This is a genomic window from Phormidium tenue FACHB-1050 (assembly GCF_014696925.1).
Lineage (GTDB): Bacteria > Cyanobacteriota > Cyanobacteriia > Pseudanabaenales > Pseudanabaenaceae > Pseudanabaena.
In genome coordinates, this window is sequence record NZ_JACJQY010000001.1 from 165798 (window position 1) to 181303 (window position 15506).

16 protein-coding genes are annotated in these 15506 nt (G+C 34.7%); all 16 read left to right on the forward strand.

Annotated elements, in window-relative coordinates; all coding sequences use genetic code 11:
* Positions 1 to 39: 39 nt before the first annotated feature.
* The 16 genes from H6G05_RS00810 to H6G05_RS00885 all read left to right on the forward strand — a co-directional run bounded on the left by H6G05_RS00810 (position 40) and on the right by H6G05_RS00885 (position 15454).
* A complete protein-coding gene (locus tag H6G05_RS00810; RefSeq protein ID WP_190575428.1) occupies positions 40 to 1275 on the forward strand; it encodes a class I SAM-dependent methyltransferase in 1236 nt (411 codons plus the stop codon).
* Positions 1272 to 1811: a dTDP-4-dehydrorhamnose 3,5-epimerase gene (gene rfbC / locus H6G05_RS00815; RefSeq protein WP_190575430.1), complete on the forward strand. Its 540-nt coding sequence runs from the start codon at positions 1272 to 1274 to the stop codon at positions 1809 to 1811. Before H6G05_RS00810 ends, rfbC begins: the two co-directional genes overlap by 4 nt.
* Before the next feature lie 27 nt (positions 1812 to 1838).
* A complete protein-coding gene (locus H6G05_RS00820) occupies positions 1839 to 2963 on the forward strand; it encodes a DegT/DnrJ/EryC1/StrS family aminotransferase (RefSeq protein WP_190575432.1) in 1125 nt (374 codons plus the stop codon).
* Complete coding sequence (locus H6G05_RS00825; RefSeq protein WP_190575434.1) at positions 2953 to 3798, forward strand: phytanoyl-CoA dioxygenase family protein; 846 nt, start codon at positions 2953 to 2955, stop codon at positions 3796 to 3798. The genes H6G05_RS00820 and H6G05_RS00825 overlap by 11 nt, the downstream gene beginning before the upstream one ends.
* Before the next feature lie 45 nt (positions 3799 to 3843).
* Positions 3844 to 4998, forward strand: a complete 1155-nt coding sequence (locus tag H6G05_RS00830; protein WP_190575435.1) for a class I SAM-dependent methyltransferase — start codon at positions 3844 to 3846, stop codon at positions 4996 to 4998.
* 62 nt (positions 4999 to 5060) lie between these two features.
* Positions 5061 to 6005 (forward strand): class I SAM-dependent methyltransferase, encoded by a 945-nt coding sequence (locus H6G05_RS00835; protein WP_190575437.1) that lies wholly within the window; start codon positions 5061 to 5063, stop codon positions 6003 to 6005.
* Positions 5992 to 7185 carry an SDR family oxidoreductase gene (locus H6G05_RS00840; protein ID WP_190575439.1) on the forward strand — a complete coding sequence of 398 codons (1194 nt, stop codon included), beginning with the start codon at positions 5992 to 5994 and terminating at the stop codon, positions 7183 to 7185. Before H6G05_RS00835 ends, H6G05_RS00840 begins: the two co-directional genes overlap by 14 nt.
* Before the next feature lie 106 nt (positions 7186 to 7291).
* Entirely contained in the window at positions 7292 to 9001 is a 1710-nt protein-coding gene (locus H6G05_RS00845) for an HAD-IIIC family phosphatase (RefSeq protein WP_190575441.1), read from the forward strand.
* Positions 9002 to 9063: 62 nt separating this feature from the next.
* Positions 9064 to 9297, forward strand: coding sequence for an acyl carrier protein (locus tag H6G05_RS00850; protein ID WP_199310232.1), 234 nt, complete (start codon positions 9064 to 9066; stop codon positions 9295 to 9297).
* Between the two features lie 179 nt (positions 9298 to 9476).
* Positions 9477 to 9815 (forward strand): acyltransferase, encoded by a 339-nt coding sequence (locus H6G05_RS00855; protein ID WP_190575443.1) that lies wholly within the window; start codon positions 9477 to 9479, stop codon positions 9813 to 9815.
* A gap of 16 nt (positions 9816 to 9831) precedes the next feature.
* Positions 9832 to 10551 (forward strand): WbqC family protein, encoded by a 720-nt coding sequence (locus tag H6G05_RS00860; protein ID WP_190575444.1) that lies wholly within the window; start codon positions 9832 to 9834, stop codon positions 10549 to 10551.
* Positions 10548 to 11297, forward strand: a complete 750-nt coding sequence (locus H6G05_RS00865; RefSeq protein ID WP_190575445.1) for a cephalosporin hydroxylase family protein — start codon at positions 10548 to 10550, stop codon at positions 11295 to 11297. The genes H6G05_RS00860 and H6G05_RS00865 overlap by 4 nt, the downstream gene beginning before the upstream one ends.
* Entirely contained in the window at positions 11297 to 12985 is a 1689-nt protein-coding gene (locus H6G05_RS00870; protein WP_190575446.1) for a glycosyltransferase, read from the forward strand. The genes H6G05_RS00865 and H6G05_RS00870 overlap by 1 nt, the downstream gene beginning before the upstream one ends.
* A 369-nt stretch (positions 12986 to 13354) precedes the next feature.
* On the forward strand, positions 13355 to 14158 hold the full coding sequence (locus H6G05_RS00875) for an ABC transporter permease (protein WP_190575447.1): 804 nt from the start codon (positions 13355 to 13357) through the stop codon (positions 14156 to 14158).
* Positions 14159 to 14229: 71 nt separating this feature from the next.
* Positions 14230 to 14598 (forward strand): EamA family transporter, encoded by a 369-nt coding sequence (locus H6G05_RS00880; protein ID WP_190575448.1) that lies wholly within the window; start codon positions 14230 to 14232, stop codon positions 14596 to 14598.
* A 103-nt stretch (positions 14599 to 14701) separates the two neighbouring features.
* Positions 14702 to 15454: an ABC transporter ATP-binding protein gene (locus H6G05_RS00885; RefSeq protein ID WP_190575449.1), complete on the forward strand. Its 753-nt coding sequence runs from the start codon at positions 14702 to 14704 to the stop codon at positions 15452 to 15454.
* The last annotated feature ends 52 nt before the right edge of the window (positions 15455 to 15506 follow it).

Here is a 15506-nt window from a genome sequence, read left to right on the forward strand (position 1 = left end):
TTTTAGGGAAATCCAAATTTCAAAAAATATTAAATTGTTATGCCCCAAGGAAAATGTCGATTTTGCAAAGCTAGTTTACAACATACATTTGTCGATTTAGGTATGTCGCCTTTATCTAACTCCTATTTAAAATTAGACCAGTTAAACAAAGCAGAGAAATTTTATCCTCTGCATACCTATGTCTGCGAACAATGTCTATTAGTACAGTTAGAGGAATTTGAATCCCCTGATCATATTTTTAGTGATTATGCTTACTTTTCGTCCTATTCAGATAGCTGGTTGAACCATTCTAAAAAGTATGTCGATCTGGTGATAGATAGATTTAGTCTCAATAAATCTAATCTAGTCATTGAAATAGCCAGTAATGATGGTTATCTTTTACAGTTTTTTAAAGAACACAATATTCCTATTTTGGGGATTGAACCAGCTGCCAATGTCGCTCAGGTTGCGGAGTCTAAGGGTATTCCTACGCTGGTTAAATTTTTTGGGGTGCAAACTGCACAAGAATTATTTGATATTGGCAAATCCTCTGATTTATTACTAGGAAATAATGTCTTAGCTCATGTTCCTGACATTAATGATTTTGTGGCAGGAATAAAAATCATTTTGAAGCCTGAGGGAGTCTTAACTATGGAGTTCCCTCATTTATGGCAATTAATTAGCCAAAATCAATTTGACACTATTTATCATGAGCATTTTTCCTATTTGTCTTTTACCACTGTAGAAAAAATATTTGCTTGTCATGGTTTAACTTTATTTGATGTTGAAGAACTATCTACTCACGGCGGTTCACTGCGTATATATGGTATGCATGAACACAATCAAAAATTTATCGTTAGCGATCGCGTTAGATTATTAAAACAAAAAGAGCATCAAGCTGGGCTAGACAAAGTTGATACTTATCTTCAGTTTAGTAATCAAGTAATGTCCACTAAACACAAGTTACTCAGTTTCCTAATTGAACTCAAAAACAATGGTAAAACTATTGTTGGTTATGGCGCTCCAGCTAAGGGTAATACGCTGCTAAATTATTGTGGTATTCGCACAGATTTACTTGAATACACATGCGATCGCAGTCCCCATAAACAAGGATTATTCTTGCCAGGAACGCATATTCCGATCTACTCTCCTGACAAGATCGCAGAGACCAAGCCCGATTATGTACTCATCTTGCCTTGGAACCTCAAAGATGAGATTTACTCTCAACTATCCTATATTCGTGAGTGGGGCGGCAAATTTATCGTGCCAATCCCAGAGGTAGAGGTGTTGGAATGAAATTTATAGAAACTAAGCTCAAGGGAGCTTATGTGATCGAAATCGAACCAATCTCTGATAATCGCGGTTTTTTTGCACGATCTTGGTGTCAGCAAGAATTTAGTGATCGTGGTTTAAACCCTAACTTAGTGCAGTGCAATATTTCTTTTAATACTAAGAAAGGCACTTTACGCGGAATGCACTATCAATGCAAGCCCCACGAAGAGGCAAAATTAGTTAGATGTACTAGAGGCTCAATCTATGATGTAATCATTGATATTCGTGACGATTCATCTACTTTTAAGCAATGGTTTGCGGTTGAGCTAGGTGCAGATAATCATAAAATGTTATATATTCCTGAAGGATTTGCCCATGGATTTTTAACTTTAGAAGATAACACTGAGATCTTTTATCAAATGTCTGATTTTTATCATTCAGATTCATCTAAAGGTATTAGATGGGATGATCCAGCCTTTGCCATTCAGTGGCATGGTACGAATCAAACGATAATTTCTGCAAAAGATCTCAGCTATCCCTTGTACAAATTTCATAGCTAAGATGTATTTTCAACCAAATAAACACAAGTGAAACCGCGCATTTATTACACTAAACCATCCATCACTGAGCTAGAAGTCGAGTATGCCACTGATGCTGCTCGAAATGGTTGGGGCGATCGCTGTTACGAATACATCAATCTTTTTGAAGAAGCTTTTAAATCACACTTAGGTGTGGAATATGCGATCGCTACTTCAAGTTGTACAGGTGCATTGCATATGGGTATGTCGGCACTAGGGATTGGTGTAGGTGATGAGGTGATCATGGCTGACACCAACTGGATCGCAACGGCTGCCCCGATAGTGCATTTGGGAGCCAAACCGATATTTGTAGATATATTGCCAGACAGTTGGTGCATCGATCCAGACTTAGCAGAAGCGGCAATTACACCAAGAACCAAGGCAATTGTAGCGGTTCACTTATATGGCAATTTATGTGACATGAATCGGTTGTTGGCAATCGGTGAAAAGTATGGCATTCCCATCATTGAGGATGCGGCTGAGGCGATCGGCTCTGTCTATCATGGTAAGCGGGCTGGCAGCATGGGTAAGTTTGGTAGTTTTTCGTTTCATGGTACGAAAACGCTGACTACTGGTGAAGGGGGGTTGTTTGTTACCAATGATACTGACCTCTATGAAACTGTGCTTACACTTTCCAATCATGGGCGTGCTAGAGGACAAACCAAACAATTTTGGGCAGATATGGTTGGCTTTAAGTATAAAATGTCTAATATTCAAGCGGCGATCGGCTACGGTCAAATGCAACGCATTGATCAACTAATTAATCGAAAACGCGAGATTTTAAAATTCTATAAGGATCATCTTGAGTATCTTGATGGTATATCCATGAATCCAGAACCAGAAGGAACGATCAATGGTGCATGGATGCCCACAATTGTTTTTGATAAAGAAACTGGAGTTACTCGCGAGAACTTACAGTCTATTTTTCAATCAGAAAATATAGATGCAAGAGTATTCTTTTATCCTCTATCGAGTTTATTGATGTTTGAGGATACAGAAGCTAATATTAATTCATGGAATATTCCATCGCGATCAATTAATCTACCTAGTTATCACGATATTAATCAACAAGAATTATCTTCTGTTATAGACTGCATTTCCAATAAATTGAAAATCTATCTAAATGCTAAATAGTTTACTTACAAAAAACCAAGTAGCAGATTTTAAAGAACATGGCTACGCTGTAATCAAAGGATTCTACGACTGTAGGTTAGAAATAGAGCCTATACAATACGGTATATGGAAAATCTTAAAAATTCTTTTTGCGAAATATCATATTGAAATTGAATCTAAAGAATTTTCTCCTGACACCTTTGATTATGGCTATCAAAAACTAATTACTGTTAATCGTAAATATGGTGGTGAAGTGTATGATGCCATTAAACAAATACCTGCTTTTATGCGTTTGATTAGTTTAGAAAAAAACGATCAAATATTTATGCAGCTACGAAATACAAATACTCCAGCAATTGCCGCAGCAGGCTATGGCATTCGTATTGATAACCCTCATGAAGAAAAATATCGTTCTTTATGGCATTATGAATATCGAGATCAGTTGAGAAGTATAGATGGAATAGTTTTCTGGAGTCCACTAGTTAGTCTAACTTCTGAGATGGGACCAGTGCAAATCTGTCCAAGATCTCATTTTGGTGGGTTGCGTCGATCATATTTAAATGATCCAGACAATCCTGAAAAAACAGGAGCATATGCAATGCGCCTAGAAAATGAAGAAGCTTTAATTGCTCAGTATGGTATTGTCGCTCCACTTTCTGAACCTGGAGATATGGTATTAATAGATTTTCTTACTTTACATTCATCAGGTGTTAATATATCCGAAAGGTCTCGTTGGAGTATGCAATTTAGGTACTTTAGTTTTGAAGATCCTAGTGGAATTAACATTAATTGGACTGGCTGTGTCGCTAATGGTATACAACTTAAAGATATTCATCCTGAATTAGTTATAGATTAAAGTTATATCTTCATCCAATTATTTCTAAATCCTAAATCAACTACTATGATCAACTGTGCATTAACTGGAAAGCCTTTACTCAACCCCATTTATCAATCGCAGGGTAATCTATCTGTTACATCGTTAAGTCAAACCTATGAAGGTAAAACAGTTGTCTATTTTAATGAAGAGATAGGACATCTACAAACTAAAGAGATCGAAAACATTGATGTTTACTATGACAAACAATATCAATTTTTTAATCAGAGCGATGAAGATGACATTTTATATAAAGTAGTTGATGGCAAAAAAATCTTTAGACAAGAGCATCAAGTAAATACTTTACTATCAAAGATTAACTTTGAAGATGGGATGCAAGTCTTGGATTATGGTTGTGCTAAGGGTACGGTAATGAAGCGTCTATGTCTTCTAAATCCGTCTGTTGAGACATATCTATTTGATGTAAGTCAAATGTATGTAAACTTATGGGAAAAGTTTTTACCATCAGATAACTATGCTTCCTACAAAACAAAGAAAGAGTGGAATAAGAAATTTGATGTGGTTACATCTTTCTTTGCTTTTGAACATACCCCAGATCCAATTAAAGAATTACGTAATATTAATAATTTACTGAAAGATGGTGGATATTTTTATTGTATTGTGCCTAACATTTTTGAGAATACAGGTGACTTTATAGTTGCCGATCATGTCCATCATTATAGTGATGTATCTTTGAAATATCTATTTGCAAAAGTAGGTTTTGAAACTATCGAAATTGACATTTCGTCACATTTTGGTGCTTACATTGCTATAGGTAAAAAGGTTTCACAGGAATCACTAGACTTAAAGATTAATTCGATAGATTTGGCAAATGTGGTAAATGCTGCGAAAAAAACAGCTAATTATTGGAATACTTTACAAGATAAAATTTGTCAATTTGAGGAGTCTGTAAGTGGACAAAAAGCTGCTATATACGGAGCTGGAGTTTATGGTAGTTTTATTGCCACATGCCTTAAGAATTTAGATAATGTCCAATACTTTATCGACCAGAACCCTCTTTTGCATGGAACAACAACTTTTGATAGACCAATTATTTCTAATAATGATTTGCCTGAATATATTCAGGTTGTCTATGTGGGGCTAAATCCTAAAATTGCGAAACAGGTTGTAGAAGGTTTTTCAGAGTGGCAAGAAAAGATGTCTTCTATACTCTTTTTATAGTTATAGCTTTAGGCTTTCATTTTAGACTTATTTAAAACGACTTAGTTTTGATATTGAGCAGTATGACTAATTATTCACATTTCAACAAATTGTTAGGCATGATCTACCAGAAAGCACCTCTTCAAAAGAAAAAGTTAGAGAGGTATCTAGGTGAACAAACTAGTTCCTTTTTTAGAGAGGCAGAAGATTTCACTGTTCAATACGCTAGGTATCTAGATAGTCAAAATATTCCCTTTGAGTATGCAGTAAATGCATATTTAAAGATGTGTAGTGATATGCTAAGGTGTCAAGTATCCTTTATGAGATTGGGTAAATATCCAGTAAAGGTTTCCAGAGAAACATTTGACAATGTATACAACAATCCTCAAGAGATGAAGTCATACATGATTGGTTTGGCAATATCACAATTCTTATGGACAAGCCATTATAAAATTTTTTCTTTCTTAAAACTAGCTCTACAAAATTACGCTGAACATACAACAAGCTATCTTGAGATTGGACCTGGTCATGGTTTGTTCTTAAGTGAAGCTGTAAACATACTTAAAAAATGTAAAAAGTATATCGCTGTAGACATTAGCCCTACATCTATAGAGATTACCAAATCAATTATGCAAGAATTACATGCTAATGATAAGTTAGATATAAGCTATTACAATGAAGATATGCTGTCATTGAGTCTCGAACATAAGTATGACTTTATAACGATGGGTGAAGTAATTGAGCATGTAAGTTTCCCTGTAAGACTTTTAACACAATTTTACAACTTACTAACAGAGAACGGTAGAGGATTTATCTCGACTTGTGTGAATTGTCCAGCGATTGACCACATATACCATTTTCATTCAGTAGATGAAATAAGAGAAATGTTTAGCTTGTGTGGTTTAGAAATTTTAGACGAGAGAGTTTGCCCAGTAGAATCTCTACCAATGGAAGAAATAATCAAACGCAAAATCACTATTAACTACTGTGCGATCGTATGTAGGAGGAGAGATAATGAGCAAGTTTGAGCAAATTCAGGTAGGAGACAAAGCCAAAATAAAACATAAAGTTCTACAAAGTGATATTGATAAATTTGTAGAACTTACAGGTGATGATAATAAACTGCATACAGACAAAAATTATGCAGCTAAAACCACATTTAAAAAGCCTGTTGCACACGGAATGTTAGGCGCATCATTTATCTCTACAATTATTGGCACAAGGCTGCCTGGAGATGGGGCATTGTGGTTTTCGCAGAGCTTAGATTTTCTCATGCCTGTACGAGTTGGAGATGAATTAACCGTTACAGCCGAGGTTATAAAGAAATTTGATAAACTACAAGCAATTGAGATTCAGACTGATATATATAACCAAGACAAGCAAAAAGTAACGACTGGTATAGCTAAAGTAAAGATAATAGAAGAAGTTATCCCAACAGAAGAACAAGAGGTTGCTACATCTAAAAAAACTAGGGTTGCTTTGGTAGTTGGTGCTACAGGTGGCATAGGAACATCTACTTCACTAATTTTAGCAAAAGAGGGATTTGATATTTTAATCCACTACTTTAGTGATCATTCAGGTGCATTAAAGTTGAAGGAAAAAATACAGCAATTAAATGTAAAAGCTGAGATTTATAAAGCAGATGTAACTAAAGAAGATGAGGTAAAAGAATTAATTGAATTTTTCAAGCGCAAGTTTGAAGCTTTAACAGTTTTTGTCAATTGTGCCACAATTAATTTGCCCAATATTAAAATCGAGAACTTAGATTGGGAAGATATACAAAAACAAATTGATATTAATATTAAAAGTAATTTTTTCCTATTAAAGCTTTGTCTTCCAATTATGGAGAACTTCAAGTATGGAAAGATAATATTCCTAGAAACACAGGCTGTTGAAGGTACTCCGCCTTTAGATTGGCTACCTTATATTACAGCAAAAGCTGCTTTATACGGTTTTGGGAAGTCGCTAGCGGTAGAATTAGCTGCAAAAGGTATTCGCGTTAACTTTGTTTCACCAAGCATGACAGAGACTGAATTAATTGCAAATATCCCAGAGAAAGTTAGGTTGGTTACAGCAGCGAAAACACCGCTACGGAGATTGGCAAATCCTGAAGATGTAGCCAATGCGATCGCTTTCCTAGCATCCGACAAGTCTGATTTTATGACTGGAGAGACTTTGCGTGTGAATGGAGGACAAGTAATGATTTGATATATTACCTAAAATAAAGACATAGTTATTGATTGTCGATATTTTATTCAATATTTTTTGATATTTAAAATTAATGATTGGACTTATATTGATTTGCTTTAAATTTATGAGAACACTGGTACTTAAGGATTTAAAATATACGGAAATATTATCCAACAATAAAGTGTTAGGTGAAAGTCTAGCAAATTTACCTATGTATACAATATCTGTGTTGTCTAACATAATTACATCACAGCTTAATGATATTTTAGAATTTGCCATCAGAAGTCAAGGAATTAATGCAAAAGTCAATTCTGGAGACTACGATAATATTGTTCAGAATAGTGCAACCTATGCCAAATCTAATGTGGTAATTGTTTTTTGGGAATTAGCGAACATAATAGATGGTCTGCAATATAAATCCTTAACAATGACTTCAGATGAAATTGCAGCACTTATAGTAAAAGTAAAGCAAGAAATTGATTTTGTATTTTATTCTTTGTCTACAACACCTTTAGTGATTTTCAATCAATTTAGCACATTAATATTTAATCAACATTTTTTGCGTGTAAACCAATTTGATGAAATTTGTAATGAACTAAACCAATATATTAGTAGCAATATTCCAAGCAACTTCTTTTTAATACCTATAGATAAGTTATTTGCCCAAGTCTCTATAGCAAGAAGTGTAGATCTTCGTTACTACTATTCCTCTAAGGCTCTCTATAGTATAGATTTCCTTAAATGTTATGCACAATTTATATCTCCTCTTATTCTTTCCGTTAATGGCAAAAGTAAGAAGGTACTAGTTTTAGATTGTGATAATACATTGTGGAAAGGTATTATTGGGGAAGATGGATTAGAAGGGATTTCCTTATCTACTAATGATAAAAATGGTGTTTTTTTTGAAGAGGTACATCATTTAATTAAAAATCTGTCAAACGATGGAGTCATGGTTTGTTTATGCAGTAAAAATAATCAATCGGATCTAGATGAGATATGGAAATCTAGATCCGATTTTGCTTTGGATGAAAGGGATGTTTTTGCAAAAAAGATAAATTGGCAGAGCAAAGATAAAAACTTACAGGAATTAATTGAAGATTTAAATGTTGGTGCTGATAGTTTAGTTTTTGTAGATGATTCATCATTTGAGATAAGCTGTGTTGAAAGTAGTTTACCAGAAGTTACAACTCTACAAGTTCCTAAGCCACTTCATACTTATCCTTCTTTATTTCGAGAAACCACTTCGCTATTTTTTAAGCTATCTCAAACTGCTGAAGATAACAAAAGGATAGAAATGTATCATTATGAGGCTCGGCGAAAGAATGAAAGAAAAAAGTTTGCATCAATAGATGAATACTTAAGTTCATTAGAGCTTAAACTATCGATTCATATTAATCATTCAGAACATCTAACAAGAGCATCTCAACTTACTCAAAAGACCAATCAATTTAATCTCACAACTAAACGATATACAGAAACAGAAATTAAAGGTTTATTAGAAGGCGGCGATCATCGTATCTATGTTATGGAAGTAAGCGACAAATTTGGAGATTATGGTCTTACAGGGTTGGCAATCATCGCTATCAATCATACCGAAGCAGAAATAGATACATTCTTATTGAGTTGTAGAGTATTGGGACGTAATATAGAAATTAACTTTGTTAACTTTATTATTAATGACCTAAAAGAATTAGGTGTAAATCATATCTTTGCAAATTATGTGAAAACCCCTAAGAATATGCAAGTAGCTAACTTCTATGAAAAAAATGGCTTTGATATTTTATCTGCTAGTGATTCTAGGACTGAATATCGTTTATTATTAAATTCACTATAAGAATGATTTTTTTGTTTTTAAGTTTATTTTTAAATAGTTTGTATAACAACGTTGAGTTAAATATGATTGACAAAAGAATTAAACAAGTAATGGCGGCAGTGTTTGAGATTGAAGCTGATTCTATTTCTGAAGATGCTTCTCCAGATACCATTGAAATTTGGGACTCCTTACACCATATGAATTTGGTGGTTGCATTGGAGGAGGAGTTTACAGTTGTTTTTGATGATGAGCAAATTGGTGATTTATTAAACTACAAGCTAATCAAACTTGCCATTTCAGAATTTATAAACTCTTAATTATGTTGTTGAAGAACATTAAACATCAATTTAGGCTTTGGCTCAATACTTTTAAAATTGCCTATCGTTATGATGTGCTTATAGAGAAATCAGTCACTCTGAAGTATATAGACACTATTTCATTTGGACATAAGTGTACTCTCCAATCTGGTGTCTACATTTATGGTTCTAGACGCGGGATGAAGGTGGTTTTGGGTGATGATGTTGCTATAGGGATGGGAAGTACTATATTAGGAGAAGGCGGAGTCGAGATTGGAGATGCTACACATTTTGGACCTAATGTAGTTTTGACGACTCAATATGGAAATAGAAGTACAAGTTCTCTTGCGGAAACCTCCTTAAAGTATCAACCTGTTAAAATCGGGAAAGGAGTATGGATAGGTGCTGGTAGTATCATTATGCCAGGCACAGAATTGGGAGATTACTGTAGTGTAGCGCCCAATTCTGTAGTATATGGAAGGTGGACAGACAGCAACATACAACTTATGGGTAATCCTGCTAGAAAGCGGAAGTTCTAAATAAGTTTATCTAAATATGAAGATTGTTATATCTCAACCAATGTATTTCCCTTGGGTCGGAATGTTCGAGCAGGTGAATTTATGTGATGCTTACGTAAATTATGATGATGTGCAGTTTTCTAAAGGTAGTTTTACTAATCGTGTACAGATCAAAACTAATTCATCAAGAGGATTTAACTGGCTTACAGTGCCTCTAAAAAATTTAAAACTAGGTGTTTTGATTAATGAATTAGAGATAGATAATCAAAGGGATTGGCAAAACCAACATCTAGAATTGCTTAAACAATCTTATAAAAATGCACCTTATCTTAAGGAAATGCTAGATTTAGTAACTAATCTTTTTGATTGCCATCTTAATACTATTTCAGAAGTCTCTATGAAAAGTATAGAACTTAGTATGAATTACTTTGATATTGCAAAAGATAAAAGTTTTTACACTGCTTCTAAACTGGAGATAGAAGGTAGTAGTTCTGAGAGGGTATATCAGATAGTTAAATATTTAAATGGGACTCATTACATTACTGGACATGGAGCTAAAAATTATTTAGATCATTCTCTTTTCGAGAATAACGGTATTAGGGTAGAGTATATGAATTATCTCAAATTGCCTTACCCACAGCAATTTTCTACATTTAACCCTCATGTATCAATACTAGATCTTATTGCTAATATCGGTAAACAAGGGAAAGAATATATTAAGTCATCAACAATTTACTGGAAAGAATTTTTAGCATGAATCCTATTGAACAATTTGAGCAATCTAAGTCTATCAATATTGATGGTTTAGGCAAGGATGATAGAGCAAAGAGTTCGGCTATTCAGTTTATGCTGGATTCTGCACCGTATCAGTACACTTATAATTTTTCTTGGTTAGGTCGCCCAATAATACAATATCCGCAGGATATGTTGGCGATGCAAGAGCTGATCTGGAAAGTGCAGCCTGACTTAATTATTGAGACTGGTATTGCCCATGGTGGATCGCTGATTTTTTCGGCTTCGATGCTAGAACTTAATGCGGTTTGTGGTGGTTGCCAAGATGCGGAAGTATTGGGGTTAGATATTGATATTCGCACCCATAACCGAGAGGCAATTGAATCACATCCGATGTTTAAGCGAATTTCGATGATTCAAGGATCAAGTATCGCTCCTGAAATTATTGAACAGGTCAAAGCAAAAGCGGCTGGTAAGCAGAAAATTTTAGTATGCCTAGACAGTAACCACACTCACGATCATGTCCTTGCTGAGCTAGAGGCATATGCGCCACTAACTTCTGTGGGTAGTTACTGTATTATATTTGATACTGCGATCGAGGATTTGCCTAATGAAATGTTTGGAGATCGCCCTTGGGGAGTAGGCAACAATCCGAAAACAGCAGTGTGGGAATACCTCAAGTCGCATCCAGAGTTTGAAATTGATAAGATTATTCAACATAAATTGTTAATTACCGTTGCCCCTGATGGTTATTTGAAGAGAGTTAAATAATGACGCACAACATAGATGAGCTAGAAAAACAACCTTTAGTTAGTGTTGGTATTCCGACATATAATCGTCCAAACGGTCTTAAAAGAACTTTGGAATGTATTACTCAACAAACTTATCGAAATATTGAGATTATTGTGTCCGATAACTGTTCTATAGATCCAAACGTAGAAATAGTAGTTAAAGAATTTCAATCAAAAGACAATCGTATTTGTTATTTTCGGCAATTAGAGAATAAAGGAGCAGGATCTAATTTTTTATTCGTGCTTAAGCAAGCTATGGGTAAATATTTTATGTGGGCTGCTGACGATGATGAGTGGGAACCTGAATTCATTCAAGTATGTTTAGCCAATTTTGATGAGCACACGACACTTGTTTTCCCGAAAATGAAGCTTTTGTACAGAAATAATAATCTGATTGAAGAAATAGTTTTACCGAACATCTCTAGTAACAACTCAAGAGCAGAAAATGTGAATGCATTTTTAGATTCACCTGCACCCAGTATGTTTTATGGGGTACATCTCAAAGAATCATTAATACGGAATTATGAACAGAATTATGATGATTTTTACTTTGATTTTGCTGACTGCGCTATATTAACTAAAATTTTACTCAATGGACAAGTTGAAGTTTTAAACAGTCTGGATAAAGCGCTCTACATAGCTGGAGTAGATAATACAGAGTATGTTATTAAGGCTGTTGATTCAAGAGTAGATAGAATGCTTGTATACAGTCCATATATCATGAAACAAATCAGCTTAATTTTTGGAAGTTCTATTAGCTTAAAAGATAAATTTAAGCTTGTACGCAAAGTTCTAATTACGACTTCTCGATTATTTCTTTGGCATGAAAAGAACTATAAAGATATCAATATTTTCAACAAGCTTAAATTCTTTGTTGTTGAACTTCTAATAACATTCGATTCTAATTTAGTTTGGGTGGCAAAAAAGATTCGTTCAATAAAGTCTAAAAAAGTTAAATCGCCTAAGAATAACCTTCCTAATGGAGACAATAATGACTCTATCAAAGAACAAAAGAACTACTCTAAAACATCTTACTCTCAATCAGGTGAAGATTTAATTGTCAAGTTTATCTTTGATGCTATTGGAATCTCAACACCTTCTTACATTGATGTTGGGGCTTATCATCCAGAGCATCTTAGCAATACAGCTTTGTTTTATAAAAACGGTAGTAGAGGTGTAAACATAGAGCCTGATCCTACTTTGTTTGAAAGTTTTAAATTAGCGCGTTCAGAAGATATTAACCTAAACGTTGGGGTTGATGATGTGCAAGGAGAAAGAGATTTTTATATCATCTCAACTCCCACATTAAATACATTTTCTAAAGAAGAAGCAGAAAATTGCATACGAGAAAATAATCATCAAATAGTTGCGATCTCAAGAACTAAAGTAGACGTGATTTCAAATATCATACAGAACTATTGCAAAGGAATCTTTCCAGATTTCTTGTCTTTAGATGTAGAGGGACTTGACCTAAAAATTCTACAATCTATAAATTATGAACAGAGTTCTCCATTGATAATTTGTGTTGAAACTATTTCCTTTTCCGAAACTGGTAACGGAGTGAAAGATATACATATTATTCAGTTTTTAGAGAGTAAAGGGTACATGGTTTATGCCGACACATATATCAATACCATCTTTGTCAAGAAAGATAAGTGGGTACTTTGATAAAAATGTTTGGATTGATAATGATAAACATTTCAAATATTTTGGATAGACTGATGAGGGGCTCTGGATAGCTAATTAGTGATAGACCGATGAAGCCGTTGATTGGCGAGACTTTACAAGCAAATCGTAGCTAAAGCCTAGGATTGCTATCAGATATGGATTACAGCTTGATATCACTAATTAGTGAGCCAGTGCCGATGAGGAATTAAGTTTTAATTGAAATCAATGCCTGAAAGTGATCTCAATATTTAATTGAAGAGCATTGTAAGCTAGTATCCTGAGTCAATAAACACACATTAATGGTAAAACACTATTAGCATAGTGCATACGTTAGACTATCTTTTCAATATTATGAGGTCTTGACCGTCAATGAATCTGTCATTAGTTAATAAATATATTAGCCCTGAATTAAGGCATTTTTGGGAAATACTTCATGTTTTAGTCAGTCGAAACGTCAATGTGCGTTATCGAGGCTCAGTCTTGGGAATATATTGGTCATTATTCAACCCTTTAATAATGACTGCATTATATTCAGCCATCTTCGGTAGTACATTTTCTAAGTATTACGGGTCAATTTGGAACTATATCCTAGCTGCTTTCACGGGTTTAGTAGTAATCAACTTCTTCTCTTCTTCTACATCACAGGCTCTAGTGAGTGTTGTTGGCAATGGTAGCTTACTAAATAAAATCCGCTTGCCTGTGAGCGTTTTTCCCGTCTCCATGATCGCCGCCAATATTTTTCAGTTTGTGCTGGGACCTTTTCTTCTACTGGCGATCGTTGCATTAATCAAATCAAAAAGCTTGATTAATGTTTTTGCTATATTTTTACCATTCATTGCATTGGTATTATTTTGTATTGGCGTAGGATTTTTTGTAAGTGCCTTGTATGTCTTTTACAGAGACTTGCCCTATTTTTATGAACTATTAGTCTTTATGCTCTGGATTAGTAGTCCTGTATTTTATCCCGCCGAAATTGTGCCAAAATCTGTACAGCCATTTGTGAATTTAAATCCCTTATCTCCAATTATTGAGAGCTTTCGTCAAATAACGCTCTCTGGCAATCTGCCAGATTTCACCCTGATCTTGACCGCACTCTTAAGTGGTATGATTTTTGCAGGACTGGGCTTCTTGTACTTTCAGCGATCTCGATCTCAGTTTATGGATTTACTTTAGATAGGGAATATTTGAATCTTAAGTTGATGCCCTAAAATTCGTCCATTTATTCATTTAGAGTATATAAAGCGTTGACACCACAAGAGTTTAGTTTGCTGCTTATGTCAGTTTTGGCGAGTGTGGGGGGGCAGTTTTTCTTGAAATTAGGCGCAATAAAATTGGGGAAAGTTAGTGCTAGCAATGCTCTTGGTCATATCCTCAGTATTATTACAATACCTGAATTAATTGGAGGGTTAGCATTCTATGGGCTGGGGGCTTTGACCTATATTCTCCTTCTTACTAGAGTTAATCTTAGTATAGCTGCACCCTCTGGCTCACTTATCTATGTTTTTTCTGTAATGCTTGGGTACTTCTTCTTCAAAGAATCAATACCTCCTAGTCGTCTATTTGGTTTGAGCTTTATTATGCTTGGAGTAATACTAGTAGTCTGGAAAAAATAGCTTTGTAATTGCAAAAAATTTCTCAAACTGTATATTCTTTGATATTATGATCTTCACGTTACATTTTCAAGGTTCACAATCGAAAATCATGGATTTACGATAGATGGAAGTTATTCGGCTAGATCAAGTTAGTTTGTGGCGCAGAACTCAAGAAGAGTTTTCCTACGATCTCAAGAAAACTATACTATCTATAGTAGAAGGCAAATATCGTCATCCCGAGAGAAAGCTAGTACTTGATAAAATTGACTTTGTGGTAGAAAAGGGTGAAAAAATCGGAATTATTGGTGGTAACGGTGCAGGTAAATCCACGTTACTAAAAGTGATTTCTGGCATTTTAGAACCCAAAATTGGCACTGTTAGGGTGCGTGGAAACATCGCACCCTTAATTGAATTGGGTGCTGGCTTTGATGCAGAAATTTCGGTCAAACAAAATATTCTCTTGTACGGTGTGCTTCTGGGCTTTTCTAGAGCAGAAATGGCAGAAAGAACAAAATCAATACTTGAGTTTGCAGAGTTAGAAGAATACGAGTATGTCCCAGTTAAAGGTTTATCATCAGGTATGGTGGCTAGGTTAGCATTTGCGATCGCTACAGATGTTCAGCCAGACATACTCATACTGGATGAAGTTCTGTCTGTAGGAGATGAGAGTTTTAAAAACAAATGTAAAAAACGTTTAGATAAGTTTTGGGATTCTCATGTGACTATCTTAGTTGTTTCTCATTCTATGGAGTTTATTCGTGAATCTTGTACTAAAGCAATTTGGATGAATAAAGGCACAATAGAATTAACTGGAGATGCAGATAAAGTGGTTGAGTCATATCTTAGTACTGTTAACCACACTGAATTGATTGTTTAATGATTGCCACTCTTCAAATATTTTATTGCGATAAATACAAACCATAAATTTC

What these genes read in the sequence shown, in the direction of transcription:
- H6G05_RS00810 (WP_190575428.1), top strand. Translation starts at nt 40, where the DNA reads ATGCCCCAAGGAAAATGTCGATTTTGCAAAGCTAGTTTACAACATACA.
- rfbC (WP_190575430.1), top strand. Translation starts at nt 1,272, where the DNA reads ATGAAATTTATAGAAACTAAGCTCAAGGGAGCTTATGTGATCGAAATC.
- H6G05_RS00825 (WP_190575434.1), top strand. Translation starts at nt 2,953, where the DNA reads ATGCTAAATAGTTTACTTACAAAAAACCAAGTAGCAGATTTTAAAGAA.
- H6G05_RS00830 (WP_190575435.1), top strand. Translation starts at nt 3,844, where the DNA reads ATGATCAACTGTGCATTAACTGGAAAGCCTTTACTCAACCCCATTTAT.
- H6G05_RS00835 (WP_190575437.1), top strand. Translation starts at nt 5,061, where the DNA reads ATGACTAATTATTCACATTTCAACAAATTGTTAGGCATGATCTACCAG.
- H6G05_RS00840 (WP_190575439.1), top strand. Translation starts at nt 5,992, where the DNA reads ATGAGCAAGTTTGAGCAAATTCAGGTAGGAGACAAAGCCAAAATAAAA.
- H6G05_RS00845 (WP_190575441.1), top strand. Translation starts at nt 7,292, where the DNA reads ATGAGAACACTGGTACTTAAGGATTTAAAATATACGGAAATATTATCC.
- H6G05_RS00850 (WP_199310232.1), top strand. Translation starts at nt 9,064, where the DNA reads ATGATTGACAAAAGAATTAAACAAGTAATGGCGGCAGTGTTTGAGATT.
- H6G05_RS00855 (WP_190575443.1), top strand. Translation starts at nt 9,477, where the DNA reads ATGAAGGTGGTTTTGGGTGATGATGTTGCTATAGGGATGGGAAGTACT.
- H6G05_RS00860 (WP_190575444.1), top strand. Translation starts at nt 9,832, where the DNA reads ATGAAGATTGTTATATCTCAACCAATGTATTTCCCTTGGGTCGGAATG.
- H6G05_RS00865 (WP_190575445.1), top strand. Translation starts at nt 10,548, where the DNA reads ATGAATCCTATTGAACAATTTGAGCAATCTAAGTCTATCAATATTGAT.
- H6G05_RS00870 (WP_190575446.1), top strand. Translation starts at nt 11,297, where the DNA reads ATGACGCACAACATAGATGAGCTAGAAAAACAACCTTTAGTTAGTGTT.
- H6G05_RS00875 (WP_190575447.1), top strand. Translation starts at nt 13,355, where the DNA reads ATGAATCTGTCATTAGTTAATAAATATATTAGCCCTGAATTAAGGCAT.
- H6G05_RS00885 (WP_190575449.1), top strand. Translation starts at nt 14,702, where the DNA reads ATGGAAGTTATTCGGCTAGATCAAGTTAGTTTGTGGCGCAGAACTCAA.